The organism is Citrobacter sp. ANG330 (assembly GCF_047467925.1).
In the GTDB taxonomy this organism is placed as follows: Bacteria; Pseudomonadota; Gammaproteobacteria; order Enterobacterales; family Enterobacteriaceae; genus Citrobacter_A; species Citrobacter_A amalonaticus_G.
Map to the genome: position 1 here is coordinate 1 of NZ_JASJUI010000003.1, position 24,619 is coordinate 24,619.

At 55.0% G+C, this 24,619-nt stretch carries 25 protein-coding genes and 1 pseudogene; 13 read left to right on the forward strand and 13 right to left on the reverse strand.

Annotated features, from left to right (window positions below; all coding sequences use genetic code 11):
• From QNN88_RS08340 to QNN88_RS08355, 4 genes and pseudogenes are all read left to right on the forward strand, one after another.
• The coding region (locus QNN88_RS08340) for an RHS repeat-associated core domain-containing protein (RefSeq protein ID WP_414239812.1) at nucleotides 1-645 on the forward strand (645 nt) is incomplete at its 5' end.
• Between the two features lie 28 nt (nucleotides 646-673).
• Nucleotides 674-1,084 carry a hypothetical protein gene (locus QNN88_RS08345; RefSeq protein WP_414239813.1) on the forward strand — a complete coding sequence of 137 codons (411 nt, stop codon included), beginning with the start codon at nucleotides 674-676 and terminating at the stop codon, nucleotides 1,082-1,084.
• Nucleotides 1,085-1,180: 96 nt separating this feature from the next.
• Nucleotides 1,181-1,888, forward strand: a pseudogene (locus QNN88_RS08350) (RHS repeat-associated core domain-containing protein); the annotation flags it as partial.
• 11 nt (nucleotides 1,889-1,899) lie between these two features.
• Nucleotides 1,900-2,202: a hypothetical protein gene (locus tag QNN88_RS08355; protein ID WP_414239814.1), complete on the forward strand. Its 303-nt coding sequence runs from the start codon at nucleotides 1,900-1,902 to the stop codon at nucleotides 2,200-2,202.
• 256 nt (nucleotides 2,203-2,458) lie between these two features.
• Here QNN88_RS08355 and hypF read toward each other — a convergent pair whose 3' ends face one another.
• The 3 genes from hypF to QNN88_RS08370 all read right to left on the reverse strand — a co-directional run bounded on the left by hypF (nucleotide 2,459) and on the right by QNN88_RS08370 (nucleotide 6,503).
• On the reverse strand, nucleotides 2,459-4,696 hold the full coding sequence (hypF, locus tag QNN88_RS08360) for a carbamoyltransferase HypF (RefSeq protein ID WP_414239815.1): 2,238 nt from the start codon (nucleotides 4,694-4,696) through the stop codon (nucleotides 2,459-2,461).
• Between the two features lie 103 nt (nucleotides 4,697-4,799).
• On the reverse strand, nucleotides 4,800-5,345 hold the full coding sequence (hydN, locus tag QNN88_RS08365; RefSeq protein WP_042999599.1) for an electron transport protein HydN: 546 nt from the start codon (nucleotides 5,343-5,345) through the stop codon (nucleotides 4,800-4,802).
• A 144-nt stretch (nucleotides 5,346-5,489) separates the two neighbouring features.
• A complete protein-coding gene (locus QNN88_RS08370; protein ID WP_414239816.1) occupies nucleotides 5,490-6,503 on the reverse strand; it encodes a LacI family DNA-binding transcriptional regulator in 1,014 nt (337 codons plus the stop codon).
• Nucleotides 6,504-6,768: 265 nt separating this feature from the next.
• Here QNN88_RS08370 and ascF point away from each other — a divergent pair, with 265 nt between their 5' ends.
• The 3 genes from ascF (at nucleotide 6,769) to QNN88_RS08385 (ending at nucleotide 10,087) form a co-directional block, all read left to right on the forward strand.
• Nucleotides 6,769-8,223 carry a PTS cellobiose/arbutin/salicin transporter subunit IIBC gene (gene ascF / locus QNN88_RS08375; protein ID WP_414239817.1) on the forward strand — a complete coding sequence of 485 codons (1,455 nt, stop codon included), beginning with the start codon at nucleotides 6,769-6,771 and terminating at the stop codon, nucleotides 8,221-8,223.
• A gap of 22 nt (nucleotides 8,224-8,245) precedes the next feature.
• Entirely contained in the window at nucleotides 8,246-9,670 is a 1,425-nt protein-coding gene (locus QNN88_RS08380) for a 6-phospho-beta-glucosidase (RefSeq protein ID WP_414239818.1), read from the forward strand.
• Between the two features lie 165 nt (nucleotides 9,671-9,835).
• On the forward strand, nucleotides 9,836-10,087 hold the full coding sequence (locus QNN88_RS08385) for a SymE family type I addiction module toxin (protein ID WP_414239819.1): 252 nt from the start codon (nucleotides 9,836-9,838) through the stop codon (nucleotides 10,085-10,087).
• A gap of 26 nt (nucleotides 10,088-10,113) precedes the next feature.
• Here QNN88_RS08385 and hycI read toward each other — a convergent pair whose 3' ends face one another.
• The 9 genes from hycI to hycA form a co-directional block, all read right to left on the reverse strand.
• Nucleotides 10,114-10,578, reverse strand: a complete 465-nt coding sequence (gene hycI, locus QNN88_RS08390) for a hydrogenase maturation peptidase HycI (RefSeq protein ID WP_414239820.1) — start codon at nucleotides 10,576-10,578, stop codon at nucleotides 10,114-10,116.
• Nucleotides 10,571-10,981, reverse strand: a complete 411-nt coding sequence (locus QNN88_RS08395; protein ID WP_414239821.1) for a formate hydrogenlyase maturation HycH family protein — start codon at nucleotides 10,979-10,981, stop codon at nucleotides 10,571-10,573. The genes hycI and QNN88_RS08395 overlap by 8 nt, the downstream gene beginning before the upstream one ends.
• A complete protein-coding gene (hycG, locus tag QNN88_RS08400) occupies nucleotides 10,978-11,745 on the reverse strand; it encodes a formate hydrogenlyase subunit HycG (RefSeq protein ID WP_042999592.1) in 768 nt (255 codons plus the stop codon). The genes QNN88_RS08395 and hycG overlap by 4 nt, the downstream gene beginning before the upstream one ends.
• Nucleotides 11,745-12,287 (reverse strand): formate hydrogenlyase complex iron-sulfur subunit, encoded by a 543-nt coding sequence (locus tag QNN88_RS08405; protein ID WP_414239822.1) that lies wholly within the window; start codon nucleotides 12,285-12,287, stop codon nucleotides 11,745-11,747. Before QNN88_RS08405 ends, hycG begins: the two co-directional genes overlap by 1 nt.
• Before the next feature lie 9 nt (nucleotides 12,288-12,296).
• Entirely contained in the window at nucleotides 12,297-14,006 is a 1,710-nt protein-coding gene (hycE, locus tag QNN88_RS08410) for a formate hydrogenlyase subunit HycE (RefSeq protein WP_414239823.1), read from the reverse strand.
• Between the two features lie 17 nt (nucleotides 14,007-14,023).
• The gene (locus QNN88_RS08415) at nucleotides 14,024-14,947 is read right to left on the reverse strand and encodes a respiratory chain complex I subunit 1 family protein (protein ID WP_042322638.1); all 924 of its coding nucleotides are present in this window, start codon (nucleotides 14,945-14,947) and stop codon (nucleotides 14,024-14,026) included.
• A 2-nt stretch (nucleotides 14,948-14,949) separates the two neighbouring features.
• Nucleotides 14,950-16,776, reverse strand: coding sequence for a formate hydrogenlyase subunit 3 (gene hycC, locus QNN88_RS08420; protein ID WP_414239824.1), 1,827 nt, complete (start codon nucleotides 16,774-16,776; stop codon nucleotides 14,950-14,952).
• Nucleotides 16,773-17,384, reverse strand: a complete 612-nt coding sequence (gene hycB / locus QNN88_RS08425) for a formate hydrogenlyase subunit HycB (RefSeq protein ID WP_414239825.1) — start codon at nucleotides 17,382-17,384, stop codon at nucleotides 16,773-16,775. The genes hycC and hycB overlap by 4 nt, the downstream gene beginning before the upstream one ends.
• Before the next feature lie 128 nt (nucleotides 17,385-17,512).
• Complete coding sequence (gene hycA, locus QNN88_RS08430) at nucleotides 17,513-17,974, reverse strand: formate hydrogenlyase regulator HycA (RefSeq protein ID WP_414239826.1); 462 nt, start codon at nucleotides 17,972-17,974, stop codon at nucleotides 17,513-17,515.
• Nucleotides 17,975-18,184: 210 nt separating this feature from the next.
• Between hycA and hypA the strand changes: the two genes are divergently transcribed.
• The 6 genes from hypA (at nucleotide 18,185) to flhA (ending at nucleotide 24,051) form a co-directional block, all read left to right on the forward strand.
• Nucleotides 18,185-18,535, forward strand: a complete 351-nt coding sequence (gene hypA / locus QNN88_RS08435) for a hydrogenase maturation nickel metallochaperone HypA (protein ID WP_414239827.1) — start codon at nucleotides 18,185-18,187, stop codon at nucleotides 18,533-18,535.
• Between the two features lie 3 nt (nucleotides 18,536-18,538).
• The gene (gene hypB, locus QNN88_RS08440) at nucleotides 18,539-19,411 is read left to right on the forward strand and encodes a hydrogenase nickel incorporation protein HypB (RefSeq protein WP_414239828.1); all 873 of its coding nucleotides are present in this window, start codon (nucleotides 18,539-18,541) and stop codon (nucleotides 19,409-19,411) included.
• Complete coding sequence (hypC, locus tag QNN88_RS08445; RefSeq protein ID WP_414240222.1) at nucleotides 19,402-19,674, forward strand: hydrogenase 3 maturation protein HypC; 273 nt, start codon at nucleotides 19,402-19,404, stop codon at nucleotides 19,672-19,674. Before hypB ends, hypC begins: the two co-directional genes overlap by 10 nt.
• Nucleotides 19,674-20,795 (forward strand): hydrogenase formation protein HypD, encoded by a 1,122-nt coding sequence (gene hypD, locus QNN88_RS08450; protein ID WP_414239829.1) that lies wholly within the window; start codon nucleotides 19,674-19,676, stop codon nucleotides 20,793-20,795. Before hypC ends, hypD begins: the two co-directional genes overlap by 1 nt.
• Nucleotides 20,792-21,802 (forward strand): hydrogenase maturation carbamoyl dehydratase HypE, encoded by a 1,011-nt coding sequence (hypE, locus tag QNN88_RS08455; RefSeq protein WP_414239830.1) that lies wholly within the window; start codon nucleotides 20,792-20,794, stop codon nucleotides 21,800-21,802. Before hypD ends, hypE begins: the two co-directional genes overlap by 4 nt.
• Nucleotides 21,803-21,972: 170 nt before the next feature.
• A complete protein-coding gene (gene flhA / locus QNN88_RS08460) occupies nucleotides 21,973-24,051 on the forward strand; it encodes a formate hydrogenlyase transcriptional activator FlhA (protein WP_414239831.1) in 2,079 nt (692 codons plus the stop codon).
• A 76-nt stretch (nucleotides 24,052-24,127) separates the two neighbouring features.
• On the opposite strand, the gene QNN88_RS08465 is transcribed toward flhA, so the two are convergent.
• Nucleotides 24,128-24,472, reverse strand: coding sequence for a nitrous oxide-stimulated promoter family protein (locus QNN88_RS08465; RefSeq protein ID WP_414239832.1), 345 nt, complete (start codon nucleotides 24,470-24,472; stop codon nucleotides 24,128-24,130).
• Nucleotides 24,473-24,619: the final 147 nt, after the last annotated feature.

Here is a 24,619-nt window from a genome sequence, read left to right on the forward strand (position 1 = left end):
GAACAGCTCATTCGTCTGCCGGGGCAGCAGTATGATAAAGAGACGGGGTTGTACTATAACCGGCACCGGTACTACGACCCGTTACAGGGGCGGTATATCACGCAGGATCCGATTGGGCTAGCGGGGGGGCTAAACGCTTACAGATATCCTTTAGACCCAATGAATAATATAGATCCGATGGGATTAAAAACATGTATCTTAGTAACAAAAGGATCAATGTCATTGTTGCCAGGATTCAGAGACCATGCGTCGTTATTTATTGAAAGAGCCTATATTGATAACGGACAGTATGAGTCTGTAATATATGATCCTTCTGGTTCATATGCCAGATCAATTGATACAGGGAACGGGGATCAGTTATTTCATGACAATGCGTCATTTGAGAAATATAAAGATTTCTATAGAAAACATGATAATTCTACTGTCGATATTACCTGCAACTATGAAACTACTGCTGAGGCAGAAATGAATTTCTATAAAAAAGTTATGGAGTTAGGTGACAGGTCTGGTCCTGCATGCGCCTCAACAGTGTCTACTGTTCTTGAAGGATCTCCTTTTTTTCCTCGTGTTACAGGGGGAACTTTTTTCCCAGGGGATTTATTCAGAGATGCAGGCATAGACTATTCAAAAGCTGGAGTAAAGTGATAATAATTTCACTTACAGGAGCGACCTGATGTTAAAAACCAAACAATATATATATTTATATATAAGTTCCATTATATGCTGTGTTCTTCAATACTATATATTGGCAGGAACACATAAAGTCGGTAGAGAAAACTGGCCTTATGTCTTTGCTTCAAGCTTAATATCATTTTTGATTATCAATTCAATTTATGGAAATGTAAATGGAAAAATTTTTAGGATCACTCTTCTAACGGTTATGTTTTCTATTCCATTCATAGTTTATACATTAATAGAATGGCTTTATTTTCCTTCATCATTATTAAACACTATCAATGACAATGCTGTTTTCTATTTCTGCTCGGTAACTTTCTTATCAGGCGGTTGGATATTCTCAATCGCCTTGATTCTGAATTCAAAATATAGAGAAAAGTTAGATAAGTATTCTAGCCATAAGAATTAGATTAAGAATGAATTACAGTCTTAACATAAGACCTCTCAAGAGATAATGGCAAACCAGATTAAGTTATAATTTGCTATCACGATAACTTGCAGCGCCCACCGGGGCCTGCCGCTGGCGCTGATTGACATTAACGGGACCATAGCGTGGCGCGCAGAGTTTGATGAATGGGGGAATATGGTGCGGGAAGATAACCAGCATAACCTGGAGCAGCTCATCCGCCTGCCGGGCCAGCAGTATGATAAAGAGACAGGACTGTACTATAACCGGCACCGTTACTACGACCCGTTACAGGGAAGGTATATCACGCAGGACCCGATAGGGTTGATGGGGGGATGGAATCAATATATTTATCCATTAGATCCAGTTAGTTACATAGATCCATTGGGGTTAGATCAATTTTTATTTTCAAATGCGGATGAGGCCGGATTATTTGCTATAAAAATGTGCAACGCTGATTCAATTGAAAATAATCAAGAATATGGTGGTTTGATATGCAAAAAGGATAAGAACTATTTTTATACTGGTCCTCTAAAAGGCAGTTTAGCAGGGGTGAACCCATACAAAGCAGCCTGTCCTGACGACTCGAAAAGGGTTGGTGTATATCATACGCATGGATATTTTTCTGATACAAAAGGAAATAAGGTTTTAAAGGAAAATGATGCTTATGATAGCTTACATTTTTCACCGACAGATAAAAGTAGCGCTGATTTTTATGCTAAAGGAGAAAAAGAGTATTCAAGTTATCTGGGGACACCAGAGAATACCTATCTTAAATACAGCCAAAAAAAACAAGAAAGTCTCTGAGATGAAATATTATGAAATTTTTTGTTTTTATTTTCATGCTATGCACAATATGCAGTGCTTTTGGAGAGGATGTGATTTATTTAACAGGCAGAGAACAATCATCCTTAAAAATTGTATCTAATTGCTTGCCAGATAATGAGTCGTTTGAAAGTTATAATGCAAGTATTGAAGATACAAAAGAGTTTATTGAGATCATTTTTTTCAAATCTGATGGAAATATGTATAGCCAAGGTGGAGGTGGTAAAATGTATGTTTATCATGTTGATTTAAAAAATAAAACATGTGTTTTAGTAAGAAAAACGTTAATGAAATAATTTAAGTGTATAGTAAAAATATTGGGTCATGCCTTTAACCGTTACAGCAGAGTGGCGGCACTGGACAGGCTATAGGGAGAACTGAGGCGCAATGCGGTGTCTACAATGGCAATCGTGGCGCCGATTTAATTCATCATTATCACTAAATTGGCATCACGACCCTATATCACGCCAACCAGCCCCGCATAGAGAACCACAGCACCACAACTCACTGCGGACACAACTGTTTGGTTGACCCTATCATCACAAAGAATAATTAAGTTGGCGTCCCACGCGCCGCAGCAATCACCGCCTGTCCCAGCGACAGTCCGCCGTCGCCTGCCGGTAACTGTTGCGGAAACAGCAGCGTGAAATCGGCCAGATAATGCGCCAGACGCGCCGATAAAAGCCGGTTATGCATTACACCGCCGCTGAAGACTAACGTTGTGATCCCGCGTGCGGTGGCTTGTTCGCGCAGCATCGCGGCAAACCCTTGCGCCAGCGCATCATGAAACGCCCATGCGCGTTCGACGGGCGTTGCCGGCCAGTTCAGCCACTGCGACCAGAAGGTTGCCAGGTCCAGTTGATTCCCCGTCAAGGGAAGCATGACCGGATGTTTAATACCCGCGCATTGCGACGCCAGCGCCTCGAGTGCGCAGGCGGCCTCCCCTTCATAGCTGAGCGATTCTGGCGCACAGTTCAGCGCTGCGGCAACCGCATCGAACAGACGCCCACAGGAGGAGGCCAGCGGTGCGTTAATTCCGCGCTCAATCGCGCGTGTCAGCACGTTCCAGTTCTGCCGCTGTACACCGGCCGTTTCCGGATAACGCTGCCAGTCCGATACGAAGCGCAGACACTGCGCTAACAGATTGCGCCAGGGCTGCTTCGCGGCGAGATCGCCACCGGCAAGCGCCACGGCGGGCAGTCCGCCAAGATGTTCACACTCACGGTAATTCACCCGCAGGCATTCTCCGCCCCACAGTACCCCCGCGTCACCCATTCCGATACCATCCAGCGTCAGGGCGATGACATCGCCGCCGTCCAGCGGCCAGCCGTGCTCGGCAAGGCACGCCGCGGCATGGGCATGATGATGCAACACAATCTCCGTCGGCAGGTTCATTTCGCTCGCCCACTGGCTGGAAACATAGCCCGGATGAGCGTCATGAACGATGCGTTGCGGCGTGAAATCATAGATGTTCTGGATTAGCCGCAGCGCCTCACGCCACTGATTCTGAATCCCGTCATCGCTGAGATCGCCAAGATGCTGGCTGATCACCGCCTGCTTGCCGCGCACCAGGCAGAAGGTGTTTTTCAGATCCGCTCCCAGACACAGCATCGGTGGCACATTCTCAAATCCCGGCGGCAGCGCCAGCGCATCCGGGACAAATCCCCGCGAGCGACGCAGCATTTCACCGCTTTCACGCACCACCGAATCGTCCATTCGCTGCACGATATCGCGATTGTGCAGCAGGAAACCGTCAGCAATCTCCTGCAAATCATCGAGCGCCTGTTCATTACTGATGGCCGGCGGTTTACCGCTGAGATTACCCGAAGTCATCACCAGCGGGCGCTTCAGTTCCTGGAGCAGCAGATGCTGGAGCGGATTGGCGGGAAGCATCACGCCCACCTCCGCAAGCCCGGGCGCAATGCCGTCACACAGCGAGGCAACATGTTGTTTATCGACCAGCACAATCGGCGCGGCGGGCGTTTTCAGCAGTCGGACAGCCGCATCCGGCAGGCCCGACGCATCAGGCAGCATGACCGCCAGCGGTTTTGTCGGACGACGCTTACGCGCACGAAGCATTGCCACCGCAGCACCGTTTCGCGCATCGCAGGCCAGATGAAACCCGCCGATCCCCTTAACGGCAACAATGCCCCCGGCCTTCAGCATCTCAACCGCAGCCTGCAATGCCGTCTCTTTTTCCGCCTGGTGTTCGCCGCTCAGCCAGCGCAGATGCGGACCACACGCCGGGCAGGCCACCGGCTGGGCGTGAAAACGTCTGTCATACGGATCGCGATACTCGCTGTCGCATTGCGGGCAGAGCGGAAATGATGCCATTACGGTAAACGGACGATCGTAGGGCATCGCCCGGATAATGGTAAAACGCGGGCCACAATGGGTACAGTTGATAAAGGGATAACGATAACGACGCTCACCGGGTGTATTCATTTCGGCAAGACATTCCGGGCACGTCGCGGCATCGGGCACTATTTGGGTGTTCATCGTGCCGCCCGCACTCTGGCGAATGCTGAATTCTTCAGGCTGTTGTAGCCAGTTAAATGGCTCGCACTCTACGCTGTCGATACGCGCTAATGGCGGACAATGGGCATGCAGTTCATTGATAAACAGCGCGGGATCTTCCAGCAATCGCACCACCACACCATCGCCGTCATTACAGACGTCGCCATGCAACTGAAGCTGCTGTGCCAGCTGCCAGACGAAAGGACGAAAGCCGACGCCCTGAACTTTGCCGCGAATACGGAGCTGTACGCCGGAGGGGGTATTTGTTGCCATTACATCATTCTCGCCATCATCATTCCCGGAAATGTATTTTACGAAAATTTCCGGGAATTCCCTTGATGCCAGCGCGTTTCCTGAGTGATTTTTGCGGCAGGAATCAGAAAAGCAAAGACGCGGAAGAATCCAGCGCCGCGCGACGACGCTTTTCTGCGCTGAGTTGCTCAAGCTTATTACGATCAACGCAAATCAGGGCATGCGTCGGGCAGGCTTCCATACAGGCCGGACCGGCATCGCGGTGATAACAGAGATCGCACTTGTTGGCTTCCGCTTTTTCCGCCCGTACGTTCAGACCCGCACCGCTGTTACGCACAACCGGACGCACCACGACTTCCATAGCGCCATACGGGCAGGCCACCACGCAGGTTTTGCAGCCAATACAGCGTTCCTGCATCACATGCACGAAGCCTTTATCGCGGCTGATGGCACCGTTCGGACAGACGTTGGCACACGGCGCGTCTTCGCACTGGCGGCACAGCGTCGCCGTCGAGACGTTAACACCTTTGATCACATGAATACGGGGTAAAAAGGTTTCAGGGGTCAGTGACGCACAGTCCTGGTTTTCCTGATGGGAGACCACGCAGGCCACTTCACAGGTACGGCAACCAATGCACTTATTGGCGTCTGCAATGATGAAACGGTTCATCAAATTCTCCAGCAATAACGGATAATGTGCCGAAGCATTCACAAATCATGCCAGTTTTTATCTAACTGTAATTTAAAGATATTCTAAAACAAAGGACGACGATTTCGGTGTCATCGTCACGAATGACGATGACACGTGACAATTCTAACAACCGACAATCGGTGTAAGAGAGTCGCGGCGGATCAGCGTGCCAGTGAAGCTTTTTGGTGGCGTGAACGCCCCGCCGTCCAGCATAAAAATGAGTCGCCCAATGGTCTCCTGAATCATCTCCGTCACCGGGATTTTGACACTGGAGAGCGCCGGTATGGTGTAGGGCGCCATCGCGATATCATCGAAACCGATCACCGACACCTGCGATGGTACGGCCAGCCCATTATCATGCAACTGTTTGATGGCCCCAATCGCCATGTCGTCATTGCTGGCCACCAGCGCGCTGAACGTCACGTCGCGAGAAAGCAGCGTTTCCACCCCGGCGGCACCGCAGGCAGGGGTCCATTTCCCCTTGACGATGAGGTTGTCATTGACGGCGATACCGTGTCGGATCAGCGCCTCTTTATACCCGGACAGGCGTTCAACCCCGGTGGGTGAGTCCATTGAGCCGGTAATAAACGCAATCTGCTGGTGGCCTGCGGCAATCAGTTCCGCCACGGCGTTATAGCTGGTTTGCTTTTGATCGCACCAGACGCAGTGACTGCTGTTTTTCCGTAACCGGCGGTTAAGCACCATAATCGGCTGCGAGTGGCTGTCGATAATGTCATCTATCTCATCCACGCTGAGAAAACGCGGGTAAATCATGATGGCGTCACAACGTAAATCCAGAAGATACTGGATCGCCTGACGCTCCTCCTGCGCGCTGTGTTTGCCATCGGCAAGCAGAAGCTGACGCCCTTTATCTTCCGCCATCCGCGCGGTATGAAACAGCAGTTCGCTAAAATAGACGCCGTGGTAGAGGGTGTTAGTCACCACCAGCCCCAGCGTCTGACTGGTTTTCGCCGCCAGGCTACGCGCCAGCAGGTTAGGCCGATAGCCGCTCTCCTCAATCGCCTGAAATACGCGGTCCTTCGTCTCCTGGCTGACGTAGCCATTCCCTGAAAGCACCCGCGAGACCGTCGCCTTCGACACCCCGGCCCGCTGCGCTACCTCCAGCATCGTCGTCATAAGTTTTCTTCCTTTTCTCGCAATGAGATGCAGTGTACTGCACCGCTACGTGGTTGTCTCAGATGCTAAAGCACGGCCAAAAACCACCAGTGACGAACATCACAATTACGAGCAATAACCAAAATTAATTCTTGCTGAAACAAAATAAACTCATCATGATTTTGTGGAACCGGTTTCCCATGAACGTTTCATCACCGACGATCTCACGACCGATCATGCGGCAAAAATAAAACGTACCCTACTGATAAAACAGGATAAAAATCCTATGTCCAAGAATTATGCAGCGCTGGCGCGCTCCGTGGTGACGGCTCTGGGCGGCGTCGACAATATCACTGCAGTGACACACTGCATGACGCGTCTGCGTTTCGTCGTGAAAGATGACACGCTGGTCGATGCTGCCACGCTTAAAACCCTCAGCGGCGTACTCGGCGTGGTGCGTAGCGACAACCAGTGCCAGGTCATCATCGGCAATACCGTCTCTCAGGCCTATCGTGAAGTTGTCAGTCTGCTGCCGGGCGATATGCAACCCGCCGAGCCCGTTGGCAAACCCAGGCTGACGCTCAGACGCATTGGCGCGGGGATCCTTGATGCGCTGATCGGCACTATGTCGCCGCTGATCCCGGCGATTATCGGCGGATCGATGCTCAAACTGTTGGCGATGATCCTGGAAATGACCGGCGTGCTGGAAAAAGGCTCCTCCACGTTAACGATCCTGACCGTGATCGGCGATGGCGCCTTCTTCTTCCTGCCGTTAATGGTGGCGGCGTCGGCGGCGATTAAGTTTAAAACCAACATGTCGCTGGCGATCGCCATTGCCGGGGTGCTGGTGCATCCGAGCTTTATCGACCTGATGGCGAAAGCGGCGCAGGGCGAACACGTTGAATTCGCACTGATCCCGGTCACCGCGGTGAAATACACCTATACGGTTATTCCGGCGCTGGTGATGACCTGGTGTCTGTCGTACATCGAACGCTGGGTGGATCGCATTACGCCCGCGGTCACCAAAAACTTCCTGAAACCCATGCTGATCGTGCTGATCGCCGCCCCGCTGGCTATCGTACTGATCGGGCCAATTGGCATCTGGATCGGTAGCGCGATTTCCGCGCTGGTTTATACCATTCACGGCTATCTCGGCTGGCTCTCTGTCGCCATTATGGGCGCACTGTGGCCGCTGCTGGTAATGACCGGGATGCACCGCGTGTTTACACCGACCATTATCCAGACGATTGCCGAAACGGGCAAAGAAGGGATGGTTATGCCGTCCGAAATTGGCGCCAACCTGTCGCTTGGCGGCTCCTCGCTGGCGGTAGCCTGGAAAACGAAAAACCCGGAACTGCGCCAGACTGCGCTGGCAGCGGCGGCCTCGGCCATCATGGCCGGAATTTCGGAACCCGCGCTCTACGGTGTGGCGGTGCGCCTGAAACGTCCACTGATCGCCAGCCTGATCAGCGGCTTTATCTGTGGCGCGGTCGCCGGAATGGCCGGACTCGCCAGCCACTCGATGGCAGCGCCGGGCCTGTTTACCAGCGTTCAGTTCTTCGACCCGGCCAATCCCATGACCATTGTTTGGGTGTTCGGCGTCATGGCGCTGGCGGTGGTGTTGTCGTTTGTTCTGACGCTGCTGTTGGGCTTTGAGGATATCCCCGTCGAAGACGCGGCCGCACAGGCAAGAAAAAACCAGGCTGCACAAGCCGCTACGGTAAAAGGCGCCAGCGCCTGACTGTTATTCACTGAGGTTTATTATGGCTGTATTTCCGCAAGGATTTTTATGGGGCGGCGCACTCGCCGCCAACCAGTCTGAAGGCGCATACCGGGAAGGCGGCAAAGGGCTGACCACTGTCGATATGATCCCGCACGGCGAACATCGTATGCCGGTCAAACTGGGCCTGGAGAAACGCTTCCAGTTGCGGAATGACGAATTTTATCCCAGCCATCAGGCGATTGATTTTTACCATCGTTATAAAGACGATATCGCCCTGATGGCGGAAATGGGCTTCACCGTCTTTCGCACCTCGATTGCCTGGAGCCGAATTTATCCCAACGGCGACGAACTGACGCCCAACGAGGAAGGTATTGCGTTCTATCGGGATCTTTTCGCGGAGTGCAAAAAATACGGCATTGAACCGCTGGTGACGCTGTGCCACTTCGACGTGCCCATGCACCTGGTTACCGAATACGGCTCCTGGCGTAATCGCAAAATGGTGGAGTTTTTCACCCGCTATGCGCGTACCTGTTTTGAAGCTTTTAACGGGCTGGTGAAATACTGGCTGACCTTCAATGAAATCAACATCATGCTGCACAGTCCGTTCTCTGGCGCGGGCCTGGTGTTTGAAGAGGGGGAAAATCAGGATCAGGTGAAATATCAGGCCGCGCACCATGAGCTGATCGCCAGCGCGCTGGCAACGAAGATCGCCCATGAGATCAACCCGCAGAACCGGGTGGGCTGCATGCTGGCGGGCGGGAATTTTTACCCGTACTCCTGTAAGCCGGAAGATGTCTGGACAGCGCTGGAAAAAGATCGTGAAAACCTGTTTTTCATCGACGTTCAGGCGCGCGGCGCCTACCCGGCCTATTCCGCCCGCGTGTTCCGCGAGAAAGGCGTGGTGATTGAGAAAGCCCCGGAAGACGAAGCGATTCTGAAAAACACCGTCGATTTTGTCTCCTTCAGCTATTATGCGTCACGCTGCGCCTCGGCGGAGATGAACACGAAAAACACCAGTGCGGCAAACGTGGTGAAATCATTGCGCAATCCACACCTTCAGGTTAGCGACTGGGGATGGGGAATCGATCCGCTTGGCCTGCGCATCACGATGAACATGATGTACGACCGTTACCAGAAGCCGCTGTTTCTGGTAGAAAACGGCCTTGGGGCAAAAGATGAAGTCGATGCCGACGGCAATATTAATGACGATTATCGTATTAGCTATTTGCGCGAACACATCCGTGCGATGGCTGACGCCATTGAGGACGGCGTGCCGCTGATGGGTTATACCACCTGGGGTTGTATTGATCTGGTGGCCGCGTCGACGGGTGAGATGAGCAAGCGCTACGGCTTCGTCTATGTTGACCGTGATGATGCCGGGAACGGCACGCTGGCGCGAATCCGCAAGAAATCGTTCTGGTGGTATAAAAAAGTGATCGCCAGCAACGGCCAGGATCTGGCGTAAACAGGAGGTCGGATAGCGCTCGCATTATCCGGCCCCCTTCCCGCGTTACATCATTTGCATTTCGTTTCCGTTATCTCCCTTCCAGTTTCCGGTTTGCCCCTTCCCTTTTTTACTGGCATTTTATACAGGTATTTTCATCTACTCGTGGGTAACAAGGAATCGTTTATGACTATTGAGGCTGGCAGTCCTGAAATCGCTATCATCAGGCCGTTTCGTCGTTTAAAGGTGAGCTATGTCAGAAAGCGCCATGAGGACCCGAAAACCGGCAATACGCGCCGCTATAGCCGGCATGCGTCGTTAACCATTAATGGCGACTGGCTGGAACAGGCGGGTTTTCCGACCGGCACTATTGTCAATGTGGCGGTGATGCAGGGGAAATTAGTGATCGAACAGGTGAGAGAAGAACAGGCCGGATGAGGCCAGGACCGTCATCCGGCATGAAATCACGACGCCTCCAATTCCGCGAAGCCGCCGTGGCCCTTCCAGCCGTCGAGACGCTGGTAAACGGTGTCGACGGCGTCCTTAATTGGCTGAGTCATAGGATAATAGAACCCGACGATATCCGGCTGAATTCCGAGAAAGATCACCTCGCCGACATCGTCTTTGAGCTGATCGACCAGATAATTCAGCGGCATATTGTGGGTGGTCATCATGAACATCTCGGCGATATCATCAGGATCGATAATGCGGATCTCGCCGGGATTGAGCCCCATGTCGGTGGCATCTACGATCAACAGGCGATCCGGGCGCAGTTCGCGAATGGCGACGATGTCATTTTCCGGCGCGCTGCCGCCGTCGATCACGACCCAGTTTCCCTTTGCCTGCGCCGCGCATTTTTCTGCCAGCAGCGGGCCCGCGCCGTCATCGCCCATCATGCTGTTGCCTACACACAGTAAAACGTCAGTCACGCAGTCTCCTCACCATCAGGTAAATGGCGCTCTCCTGATGAATATCATGCAGCATGCTAAGCATCTGTTTACTCCATGCCTGCTGCTCCGGGGTCTGTACCGCAAGCGCACGATCGAACGCGTGCGCCAGCATTTGCACATGATTAAAATCGATGACGATCTCGCCGTACTTCGGCACCCCTTCCATTTTCCGACGGGCCACGCTGCCCTCTTCCAGCGTGGCAATCCACGCCAGATACGCCTCCCACGGGCAGGTCAGCGCGGCTTCCAGACAGTCGATGATCCCTAGGTGGTGACCAATCGCCAGGCTGTAATAGACAACCTGCTGCGCCTCGGCGGGCGTCGCATCGTTCTCATCAATAAACTTACGGCTCAGTTGACTGAACACCACTGTTTCACTCATCGGATTCGCGCCTCTTCGACAACCTGATTCAGGTGCGTGACAATCTCGGTCAGGCGCGGATCGCTTTCCGCTTCCAGCCAGCGCGCCACCTGATGTTCACCCTGACCGAGCTGGCGCAGGTAATCATCGGCTATCTGGCGGCCATAGCGATAACCGGCCAGTCGACGCGCCTCGCGATCGACCTTCACGCGCAGCGGCTGCACCATGTCCGGATGCAGAATTTCCGCGGGCTGATCGTCCAGTTCGCCAGGCGCTCGAGCGTGAATTTTCTGCTCCAGCAGGCCGAGCGCCATCGCAAAACCGTACAGCGTTGCCGCAGGCGTTGGCGGGCATCCCGGAATATACACATCCACCGGCACAATTTTGTCGGTACCGCCCCAGACGCAGTACAGGTCATGGAAGATACCGCCGCTGTTGCCGCAGGCGCCGTATGAGATACAGATTTTCGGATCGGGCGCAGACTGCCAGGCACGCAGCGCCGGGGAGCGCATCGCGCGCGTAACCGCGCCGGTGAACAGCAGAATGTCCGCATGACGCGGTGACGGTACGACTTTGATACCAAAGCGTTCGGCGTCGAACAGCGGTGACAAGGTCGCGAAAATTTCAATTTCACAGCCGTTACAGCCGCCGCAGTCCACGCGGTAAACATAGGCTGAACGCTTGATGTTTTTCAGTAATGACGCCTTCATGCTGGCGATGGACTCATCCACCGTCATCGGTACCGGAATACCGTTTGCGTCACGCGGACCTAATAAATGGCTCATCAGCTGGCCTCTTTCATATGGCGAGTCAGTTCAATTCGGTCGGACGGCACCAGGCACTTCTGACGCTTGCAGTCCGGGCAGGTCTCAAAGCTTTCACGGTGATGCTCCGCGCGGCTGTCGCCGTTGTGCTTAAGCAGCGCAATGGCGTAATCAATCTCTTTCTGAACAGCGAAAGGACGATGGCATACGCGGCAGTTGCACAGTGCAAAACGGGACTGCTGGAGGAAATCCTCTTTCTTCCACACCGCCAGCTCATACTCCTGCGAAAGCCTGATCGCCGCCGTCGGGCACACTTCTTCGCAGCGGGCGCAGAAGATGCAGCGCCCGAGGTTGAACTGCCAGGCCAGTTCGCCGCTGACCAGATCGGTTTCCACCGTCAACGCATTCGACGGGCAGGCATTCACGCAGGCCGCACAACCAATGCACTGCTGCGGATTGTGCTCCGGCTTGCCGCGGAAGTTTTTATCAACTGCAATCGGCTCCAGCGGATAAGACGAAGTCGGTGCGCCGGTTTTGATGACTTTTTTGATAAAGGTAAACATGGCGATTCCTTATTTCAGCGGCGAGTTTTTACGCTCAATGCTGTAGCGCTCAAGTTCTTTGTATGGCACGACTTTGCTCTTCTTCTTACGCACATCCACCACGGTCATGCGGTCAGTACAGGAGTAGCAAGGGTCAAGGCTACCGATAATCAGCGGTGCATCAGAAACGGTGTTGCCGCGCAGCATGTAACGCAGGGTCGGCCAGTTGGCGTAAGTCGCCGCACGACAGCGCCAGCGGTACAGCTTCTGGTTGTCGCCGGTCATGCTCCAGTGAATATCATCACCGCGCGGCGCTTCGGAAAAGCCCAGCGCAAAGCGGTGTGGAATATAGGTGAAGCCTTCAACCATCAGCGGGCCACCCGGCAGGTTGTCCAGACCGAAGTCGATCATATTCAGCGCGGTGTACACTTCGTTGATGCGCACTTTCAGACGAGAGATCACATCGCAGCCCTGTTCACTGTGAACCGTCATCGGCAGCAGGCCGTAACCGACAAACGGGTGATCGGCGCGGGTGTCACGAGCGTGACCGCTGGCGCGAACCATCGGCCCAACGTTACTGAAATCACGCGCAATCTCTGGATCCAGACGACCAATTCCCACGGTGCGCTGTTCCATGTTCGGCGTACTGAGCAGCATATCCACCAGTTCCTGCACGTCACGACGCATCTGCTGCGCCAGTTGACGGGTCTGGATCATGTCCTCTTTCAGCAGATCGCGACGAATCCCGCCAATCAGGTTCAGACCGTAGGTTTTACGCGCTCCGGTCAGGATCTCCGCCATCTTCATGGAGGTTTCGCGTACGCGGAAGAACTGCATAAAGCCGGAGTCAAAACCGGTGAAGTGACAGGCCAGGCCGAGGTTCAGCAGGTGGGAATGCAGACGCTCTACCTCCAGTAGAATGGCGCGGATCATCTGCGCGCGTTCCGGCACTGCGATGCCCATCGCGTTTTCAACGGAGGTGGTATACGCGGTGCTGTGGGCAAAGCCGCAGATCCCGCATACGCGGTCCGACAGGAAGGTGACTTCGTTATAGCCCATCCGGGTTTCCGCCAGTTTCTCCATGCCGCGATGGACGTAGAACAGACGGTAATCGGCGTCGATAATGTTTTCGCCGTCAACGAACAGGCGGAAGTGCCCGGGCTCATCTGAGGTAACGTGCAGCGGGCCAATCGGCACCACGTTATTTTTCTTGTCGCCCAGTTCGTTAATGAACTCGTAGGTTTCCGCATCGGTGGTCGGTGCCGGACGCTGACGATAATCCATACTGTCTTTACGCAACGGATAGAGTTCGTCCGGCCAGTCATCCGGCAACACCAGACGGCGTTCATCCGGCAGACCGACCGGGATCAGACCGTACATGTCGCGCACTTCACGTTCGCCCCAGACGGCAGCCGGAACGCGCGGCGTGACGGACGGGAATTCCAGCTTATTGGCATCAACTTCAACACGTACCGTGATCCAGCATTTGGTGCCCTGCTCCATCGACAGCACGTAGTACACGGCGTAATGACCGCAAAGTTGACGTTCATCGTTGCCGAACAGCACGGAGAGCCAGCCGCCCTGCTTGTAGTAAAGGAATTCGACCACTTCCGGCAGATAGTTGACCTTCACGGTGATGGTCAGCTGATCCCGGGTCTGCCAGGCTTCGTCCAGTACCACGCCAGGAAAAGCCTGGTGCAGTGCTGCAAGGTATTGTTGACCAATTTTTTCTTCAGACATGCTCAAACTCTCTTAAATCACGCCACCAGCAAGGAGACGAAGGCTAAAAACGCAAACCCAAATCCGGCCCAGGTCACGCGTGAAGTGGCGCAAAAACGCAGACGCGCCATGCTGTTTTCGAACAGGGCAATCACCAGCACGCCGACCAACAGCTTGACGATGGCAATCACCAGCGCCAGCAGCAATCCACCTGCGCTGAACGTTTCCATCTGTCCCCACGGCAGGAACACGCCGACAAACATTTGCAGCACCACCAGCTGTTTGAGACTAATGCCCCACTTCAGCACCGCGAAGCCGCTGCCGCTGTATTCGGTCAGCGGGCCTTCCTGCAACTCCTGCTCCGCTTCCGCCAGATCGAACGGCAGTTTTCCCATTTCGATAAAGGTGGCGAACGCACAGGCGCACAGTGCCAAAATCAGCGGGATGCTGCGGGCTGCTGGCCAGTGATAGATCGTATCGGTGATATTGCTGATATGGGTGGAACCCGCGACCTGCGCAGCGACCCACAGTCCCAGCAGCAGGATTGGCTCCACCAGCACGCCGAGCATCGCTTCGCGACTGGCGCCGATTGCCGTGAACGGGCTACCGGTATCCAGACCAGCAATGGAAAAGAAGAAACGGGCAATGGCGAACAGATAAATCAACGTGATCAAATCGCCCAGTTGCGGCAGCGGTGACCCCACAGTCACCACCGGCAGCGCGGTGGCGATGGTCAGCATGACGCCCACCATCACAAACGGCGTCAGGCGAAAGACCCAGCCGGCATCCGCCGGCGCGACGCTCTGACGCCCCAGCAGTTTGATCAGGTCGCGATACTCCTGCAATACGCCAGGACCGCGACGATTGTGCAGACGGGCACGCGCCACGCGGGTTACGCCGGATAACAGCGGCGCGGCGGCAAAGAGTACCAGCGCCTGAATTAACGGATATAAAACACTCATTCTCAGGCTCCTCGTGAAACCACAATCACCACCAGCACCGCCAGCTCAATCAGCGCCAGGCGACGGAACAGAACCGGAGCAGCTGCGTTCTGCCAGCCCGGAATCAGCGATACCGGATTGAGCCATTTACGCAGTCTGAGGATCGGCGCAAAGGCCTCTTTTACCGGCATCGCGAAACCATGCGCGGTAATGACCATCGACTGCTCGTGATCGTAGCCGCAGACCCATGCCGTACCGCGTGAACGCGACGGCAGACGGTTGCCTTTGAATATAGCCATGATGATGAACGGCAGCAGCGGACACGCGATCAGCAGCAGCGTGATCATCGGTTGTGAAACCGTGGTGTTGGCGGTTTCCAGCGGTAACGGCACTGCGGTCGCCAGCAGCGGCAGCAGCCACGGCGCGGCAACCCCGCCCAGCACACAACAAATCGCCAGTGCCACGACGCTGACGCCCATCAGGAGAGGCGCACAGCAGGCGTTTTCCGCTTCTTTCGTGCGCGGCGCGCCGAGGAAGGTCACGCCATACACTTTCGCCATACACATCACCGCCAGCGCACCGGTGATCGCCAGTCCAACCGCCAGTAATGGCCCCAGCAGACGACCAATAAATGCGCCGCTGTTGCCCAGCTTGAAGAAGGACTGATAGATAACCCATTCGCCGGCAAAGCCGTTCAGCGGCGGCAATGCAGCCATCGCCATCAGCCCCACCAGTATTGCAATGGAAATGACCGGCATGCGTTTGCCGATGCCGCCCAGTTTTTCGATATCGCGATGCCCGGTACGAAACCAGATGCTGCCCGCTCCGAGGAACAGTACGCTTTTGAACAGGCTGTGGTTCACCAGGTGATAAAGCCCACCGGTCAGGCCCAGCGCAATCAGCGTCGGTTGATTGAGCGCAATCCCGGTTACGCCAGCCCCCAGACCGAGCAGAATAATGCCGATGTTTTCCAGGGTGTGATACGCCAGCAGGCGCTGAATATTGTGCTCCATCAGCGCATACAGACCGCCAACAAACGCGGTGATCATGCCGAGCACCAGCAGCAGCACGCCCCACCACAGCGGCGCATTACCGCCAATCAGCGATAGCGAGAGAATGCCCAGCAGACCGACCTTCATCACCACGGTGGAGAACAGGGCTGCCGCCGGAGCGCTGGCGTTCGCGTGTGCCTGCGGCACCCATCCGTGGAGTGGAATAATCCCGGCCAGCAGACCAAAACCCGCCACGCCGAGCAGCCAGATGTCAGAACCCAGCGGCAGCTCCTGGGTACGCAGGTCGAGCAGGCGTAACTCCAGCGTGCCGTAGCGCTGCCACACCAGATAGCAGGCAATCGCCAGCAGCAGCGTACCGAGACGCCCCAACGCGAACCACAGCTTGCCTTCTTTGCTGCATCCGGTCAGGAACACCGCACTCAGCGCCATGATTTCCGCCATCACCACCAGCGTGCCAAGATTGCTGGCGGCAACCGCGCACACCGCCGCGGCCATCAGCAGATTCACCAGCAGGCCGTTAGCTTTCACCTGCGGATGGCGATGCCAGTCGATGTTGTACAGACTGACGAACAGTCCACACAGCCCCAGCGTAATCAGCCAGATGGCATTCAATGGGGTGATTTGTACGCTGTGACCGATAAACGGCATCACGCCGCGCACCGCGACAGCGTTGATGAGCACGGAGAAACCCGCCGCGGCGGTACACAAGCTCCCCACCGCGCCGCCCACGCCAGCAATCCAGCCGCTCAGCGCTTTATGAAAAGAGAACAGAAATGCCAGGACGGCGGCAGCGGCAAACCAGGCCACGCCGCTGGCGATCAGTGAAATTGCGCTCATTTTGCCTCCCCACTCTGCGCCTGCTGAAACAAGGTGAGATCGCCGAAGTCGGTATTGAAAGTCAGCTCACGTTTGCGTTTACTGGCGCGGGCGATGTCCATGTTATTCACCAGATGCAGGGCTTTGGTCGGGCACATCCGCACGCAGGCTGGCCCTTGTTCGTCAAAGCTGCACAGATCGCATTTCACCGCGATAGCCCTCACGCCCGGAACCCAGTCCAGCAACGTGCTGACGCGAGCCGGCGCAGGGGGAGCTGGTGGAGCTTTCGACGTATTGGCGTTGGCCGGGATATGCAGCGGACGGCTGCCGGAAAATTCGATCGCGCCAAACGGACAGGCAATGCCGCACAGTTTGCAGCTTACACACAGGCTTTCATTAAGCTGTACGGCGCCCTCCACCCGGTTAATCGCGTTAACCGGACAAACGGTAGCGCAAGGCGCATCTTCACAATGGTGGCAAAGCTGCGGCGCGGATTCTTTTTCATTTAACATCACTTTCAGGCGCGGCATAGACTGCAGGCCGTGCTGGCGATGCGTCTCTGAACAGGCGGCCTCACAGGTGTGACAGCCGATACAGAGCGTGGAGTCAGCAATTACAAAACGATTCACCAGGCATTCCTCAGGTGATAGTCATTTTTGACGAAAACATGCCGACGAGATGTCAGTTTCGACACTGTTCGACATATCTGTCCCTCAATTCGTCGTGACGACCAACGACACGACGCAAAGCACCGCCTTCAGGCCGCCGGATTTTGTTCCGCCACCAGTTGGCTCAGATTGATCGGCGAACCGCTTTCGACAGCGGCATACAGACGGTCATAGACGCTGGAGATTTTGTCGAGATAGTGCTCCAGCACCTGCTCGCGATTGCGGTTGCTGACCTGCTCATCGACTTTGCCGTCAATACTCAACTGCGCCTGCGCAACCAGTTGTTTATCTTCGCCATCTTTGGTTTCGACGTAGTACTCGATGGTGTGGCTGTTAAAGCCATCCGCCAGCGTGACGTAAATACGAAAGTGTTCGAACAGCACGAAGCAGAGATCTTTATCCGGCGCGCAGCTCATCGCGTGATGCAGGCGCGCTTTCGACAGGGTGATCCCCTGAACCAGCGAGTTGCAGTAAATATGCCACTGGTCCTGTAGGCGACGATGCCGCTGCGCGATGTAATCGGCTTTTTCGCTTATTTCCCAAATAGTCATGTCAGGTTACCCGTTTAACAGAGATAGCCTGCCATAAGCATTTTTCATGCCAGTTTTTAACCATTTGTTTTTTCATGAATTTAAAAATAAATGACGGCTGTCGACGCCGAGATGACATGTCATTTCGTCATCATCGTCATTGACAAGCACACCCAATTTTCAGGCTGGCATAATTATTGCTTAACCCTGCCCATCATATCGGGAGGCACTATGCACGAAATAACCCTTTGCCAGCGGGCACTGGAATTGATCGAACAACAGGCCGTCGCGCACGGCGCAAAACGGATAACTGGGGTCTGGCTCAAAATTGGCGCATTTTCTTGCGTAGAAACCAGCGCTCTCTCCTTTTGTTTTGATCTGGTATGCCGTGGCACCGTTGCGGAAGGTTGTAAACTGCACCTCGAGGAACAAGAAGCCGAATGCTGGTGTGAATCCTGTCAGCAATACGTCACCTTACTGACTCAGCGCGTACGTCGTTGCCCGCAATGCAATAGCGACATGCTGCAGATCGTGGCCGATGACGGATTACAGATCCGGCGAATAGAAATAGATCAGGAGTGAGCGATGTGTACTACATGCGGTTGCGCTGAAGGCAACCTTTATATAGAGGGTGATGAGCATAACCCTCATTCCGCGTTTCGCAGCGCGCCCTTTGCCCCGGCAGCTCGCCCGGCGCTGAATATTACCGGCATTAAAACGACCGAATTCACCCCGAGCCAGACGGAAGAAGGCGATTTGCACTACGGTCACGGTGAAGCCGGCACCCACGCGCCAGGCATGAGCCAGCGCCGGATGCTGGAAGTGGAAATCGACGTGCTGGATAAGAACAACCGCCTGGCCGAGCGCAACCGCGCCCGCTTCGCGGCGCGTCAGCAACTGGTGCTTAACCTCGTCTCCAGTCCCGGTTCCGGTAAAACAACTCTGCTCACCGAAACGTTGATGAAACTGAAAGACAGCGTACCGTGCGCGGTCATTGAAGGCGATCAACAGACGGTCAACGATGCCGCACGCATTCGCGCCACCGGCACGCCCGCCATTCAGGTTAACACTGGCAAAGGCTGCCACCTCGACGCGCAGATGATTGCCGACGCCGCGCCGCGACTGCCACTTGCCGACAACGGTATTTTGTTTATCGAAAACGTCGGCAACCTCGTCTGCCCGGCAAGCTTCGATCTCGGCGAACGACATAAAGTCGCCGTGCTTTCTGTCACTGAAGGTGAAGATAAGCCTCTGAAATATCCTCATATGTTCGCCGCCGCTTCGCTGATGCTGCTCAATAAAGTCGATCTGCTGCCGTACCTGAATTTCGACGTAGAGAAGTGCCTGGCCAGCGCCCGGGAAGTGAACCCGGACATTGAGATCATCCTGATTTCAGCCACCAGCGGTGAAGGGATGGATCAGTGGCTGAACTGGCTGGAGGCACAGCGATGTGCATAGGCGTTCCCGGCCAAATCCGCACCATTGAAGGCAACCAGGCGAAAGTCGATGTTTGCGGCATTCAGCGCGACGTCGACCTTACGCTGGTCGGCAGTTGCGATGAGCACGGTGAACCCCGTCTGGGCCAGTGGGTGTTGGTTCACGTCGGTTTTGCGATGAGCGTAATTAACGAAGCCGAAGCGCGCGACACGCTCGATGCGCTCCAGAATATGTTTGATGTTGAGCCGGACGTCGGCGCTTTGCTGTATGGCGAGGAAAGATAATGCGTTTTGTTGACGAATACCGCGCGCCGGAACAGGTGATGCAACTGATTGAGCACCTGCGTGAACGCGCCGCGCATCTGCTGTATACCGCCGAACGTCCGCTGCGCATAATGGAAGTCTGCGGCGGCCACACGCACGCGATCTTCAAATTTGGTCTCGACCAGTTGCTCCCCGACAACGTGGAATTTATCCACGGCCCTGGTTGCCCGGTTTGTGTGTTACCGATGGGACGTATCGACAGTTGTATAGAGATTGCCAGCCATCCGGAGGTGATTTTTTGTACCTTTGGCGACGCGATGCGCGTGCCGGGCAAACAGGGCTCACTGTTACAGGCGAAAGCCCGCGGCGCAGACATTCGCATCGTCTACTCGCCGATGGATGCGCTCAAACTGGCGCAGGATAACCCGACGCGAAAAGTTGTTTTTTTCGGTCTGGGTTTCGAAACCACGATGCCGACCACCGCCATTACGCTACAGCAGGCAAAACAGCGTGACGTGCAGAACTTTTATTTCTTCTGCCAGCACATCACGCTGATTCCTACCCTGCGCAGTCTGCTTGAACAACCCGACAACGGCATCGACGCGTTCCTTGCGCCAGGCCACGTCAGTATGGTGATCGGTACCGACGCGTATCATTTTATTGCCAGCGAGTTTCATCGTCCGCTGGTGGTCGCCGGATTCGAACCGCTTGATCTACTGCAAGGCGTCGTGATGCTGGTTGAGCAGAAAATAGCGGCCCACAGCCAGGTCGAAAATCAGTACCGTCGTGTGGTGCCGGATGCCGGGAATTTGTTGGCGCAAAAAGCCATTGCCGAGGTGTTTTGCGTCACCGGCGACAGCGAATGGCGCGGGCTTGGGGTGATTGAATCCTCCGGCGTGCATCTGACGCCTGATTATCAGCGCTTTGATGCCGAAGCGCATTTTCGCCCGGCGCCGCAGCAGGTGTATGACGATCCGCGCGCCCGTTGCGGCGATGTGCTGACCGGGAAATGTAAACCGCATCAGTGCCCGCTGTTTGGCAAGACCTGTAATCCCGAGACCGCGTTTGGCGCACTGATGGTCTCATCTGAAGGCGCATGCGCCGCCTGGTATCAGTATCGTCAGCAGGAGTGTGAAGCATGAACAGCGTACAACTCGCCCACGGCAGCGGCGGCCAGGCTATGCAGCAACTGATTAACAGCCTGTTTATGGAGGCGTTTGCCAACCCGTGGCTGGCGGAACAGGAAGATCAGGCACGGCTTGAACTGGCACAACTGGTCGCCGAAGGCGATCGTCTGGCTTTCTCCACTGACAGTTATGTTATTGACCCGCTGTTCTTCCCCGGCGGCAACATCGGCAAACTGGCGATCTGCGGCACCGCCAATGACGTCGCCGTCAGCGGCGCAATCCCTCGCTATCTCTCCTGTGGCTTTATCCTCGAAGAAGGTTTGCCGATGGAGACGCTGAAAACCGTGGTGAACAGCATGGCGGCTACCGCGCGTGAAGCTAACATCGCGATCGTCACCGGCGATACCAAAGTGGTGCAGCGCGGCGCGGCGGACAAACTGTTTATCAATACCGCCGGAATGGGCGCGATTCCCGCCAATATTCACTGGGGCGCGCAAACCCTGACCGCAGGCGATGTGCTGTTGGTCAGCGGAACGCTGGGCGATCACGGGGCAACGATTCTTAATCTGCGTGAACAACTGGGTCTGGATGGCGAGCTTTTCAGCGACTGCGCGGTATTAACTCCGCTGATTCAGTCGCTGCGCGATATCCCTGGTGTGAAAGCCCTGCGCGACGCCACTCGTGGCGGCGTTAATGCGGTCGTCCATGAGTTTGCCGCTGCCTGCGGTTGTGGCGTTGAGCTGTCCGAATCCGCACTTCCCGTGAAGCCCGCCGTTCGGGGAGTATGTGAACTGCTGGGGCTGGAGGCACTCAACTTTGCCAACGAAGGCAAACTGGTGATTGCCGTTGAACGTCAGGCAGCAGAGCACGTATTAGCGGCCCTGCATGCACATCCGCTGGGACGTGACGCGGCGTTGATTGGCGAAGTGGTCGAACGTAAAGGCGTGCGCCTGGCCGGTCTTTACGGCGTGAAGCGCACGCTGGATTTACCGCATGCAGAACCGCTGCCGCGGATCTGTTAAGTCCGTCATTATGCCGGATGGCGGCGTCGCCTTATCCGGCCTACACAAATTGTTCGAACCGTAGGCCGGATAAGGCGTTTTTTGTCGCCATCCGGCGGAAGTTGAGTCTCTATACCTATAATTTAATTTCTTTTTCGCACCGCGCAGCGGTACTTTCCTGGAAAAGCAATATGTCGTATACACCGATGAGCGATCTCGGGCAGCAAGGATTGTTCGACATCACTCGCACATTATTACAGCAGCCCGACCTGCAATCGCTAAGCGAGGCGCTTGCGCAACTGGTAAAGCGTTCAGCGCTTGCCGACAGCGCGGCGATTGTGTTGTGGCAAGCGCAAACGCAGCGCGCGTCGTATTACGCCACGCGCGATAACGGCAAACCCGTCATCTACGAAGACGAAACCGTACTCGCCCATGGCCCGGTCCGCCGGCTTCTTTCCCGCCCGGACGCCCTGCACTGCAATTATCACGAATTTTCAGAAACCTGGCCGCAACTGGCCGCTGGCGAACTTTACGCGCCATTTGGCCACTACTGCCTGCTGCCGCTGGCAGCGGATGGGCGCATTTTTGGCGGCTGCGAATTTATCCGCAACGACGATCGTCCCTGGAACGAAAAAGAGTACGAGCGTCTGCAAACCTTCACCCAGATTGTCGGCGTGGTGGCGGAGCAAATTCAGTGCCGGGTCACGAATAACGTCGATTACGATCTCTTGTGCCGCGAACGCGACAACTTTCGTATTCTGGTCGCCATCACTAACGCCGTACTCTCCCGGCTCGACATGGATGAGCTGGTGAGTGAAGTCGCCAAAGAGATCCATCACTATTTCAATATTGACGACATCAGCATTGTCCTGCGCAGCCACCGAAAAAATAAGCTCAGCATTTACTCCACTCACTACCTCGATGAAAATCATCCCGCACACGAACAAAGCGAAGTCGATGAAGCCGGCACCCTGACGGAACGGGTATTTAAAAGCAAAGAGATGTTGCTGATTAACCTGAATGAACGGGACGCGCTGGCCCCATATGAACGCATGCTGTTCGATACGTGGGGCAACCAGATTCAGACGCTGTGCCTGCTACCGCTGATGTCGGGCAACACCATGCTCGGCGTACTCAAGCTGGCGCAGTGTGAAGAAAAAGTGTTTACCACCGCTAACCTGAACCTGTTGCGCCAGATTGCCGGGCGCGTCGCCATCGCCGTGGACAACGCCCTCGCCTATCAGGAAATTCATCGCCTGAAAGAACGGCTGGTGGATGAAAACCTGGCGCTTACCGAACAGCTTAACAATGTCGACAGTGAATTTGGCGAGATCATCGGGCGCAGCGATGCGATGTACAGCGTGCTCAAGCAGGTCGAGATGGTGGCCCAGAGCGACAGCACCGTGCTGATCCTCGGTGAAACCGGCACCGGTAAAGAGCTGATTGCCCGCGCAATCCACAATCTGAGCGGGCGTAACGCACGCAGGATGGTGAAGATGAACTGCGCGGCTATGCCCGCAGGCCTGCTGGAAAGTGACCTGTTCGGTCACGAACGCGGCGCCTTCACCGGTGCCAGTGCGCAACGCATTGGCCGCTTTGAGCTGGCGGATAAAAGTTCTTTGTTCCTGGATGAAGTGGGCGACATGCCGCTGGAATTACAGCCTAAGCTCCTGCGCGTCTTACAGGAACAGGAATTTGAGCGTCTGGGCAGCAATAAGCTGATCCAGACCGACGTGCGTCTGATCGCCGCTACCAACCGTGACCTGAAAAAAATGGTCGAGGATCGCGAATTTCGTAGCGATCTCTACTACCGCCTCAACGTTTTTCCGATCCGGCTTCCTCCGCTGCGCGAACGCCCGGAGGATATTCCTCTTTTGGTGAAAGCGTTCACCTTTAAAATCGCTCGCCGCCTGGGGCGCAATATCGACAGCATTCCAGCTGAAACGTTGCGCACGCTTAGCAATATGGAATGGCCGGGGAATGTGCGCGAACTGGAGAACGTGGTGGAGCGAGCCGTTCTGCTGACGCGAGGAAACGTGCTGCAACTTTCACTGCCGGATATCGGCATGCTCTCGCCTGGCGAACCGCCCGTTGCGACCGAAGTCGCCCAGGAAGGGGAAGACGAGTATCAGCTTATCCTGCGGGTGCTGAAAGAGACCAACGGTGTGGTCGCAGGCCCGAAAGGTGCAGCTCAGCGACTGGGGCTTAAGCGCACAACGCTGCTGTCGCGCATGAAGCGTTTAGGGATTGATAAAGACGCGCTGGTTTGAGGCACGCGTTGCTGGATGCGGGTAGGCAATTATCCGTAAACCAGATTAAGGCGAGGCCGCCATCCGGCCTCTCGCTTCACTTTTTACGCGAGTATTTTTCCGGCAGTTCCGGGACAGGCCGTTTGTCGTCGATAAGATGACGGACGGTCAGGATCGGGTGACGCCAGAGCATTCTCGGTCCCGCCCAGCGCATTACCTGCTTCATCTCTTCACGTTTCGCGGGTTGATAGCAGTGCACCGGACACTGCTTACAGGCCGGCTTCTCCTCGCCAAAAACGCACTTATCCAGCCGTTTTTGCGCGTAGGTAAACAGCGCGTCGTAGTGCCCTGGCTCATCAGATGCCTGCGGGCACTGGTTTTCGTACAGCGCGATCATTTTTTTAATCGTCAGCTTTTCGCGAGCAATACGCTTACCGGACATGATGCGCCTCCCCTCTTTTAAAGTGCATTTATTTTACTCCTTAACGCTCCTGCGCACTATCACCCAAAGGTGACATCTCCTCGCTTACAAATAAGAATTATTTTCATTTAAGCTTATCTTTATGTATGCCATGTGCTATATAACATA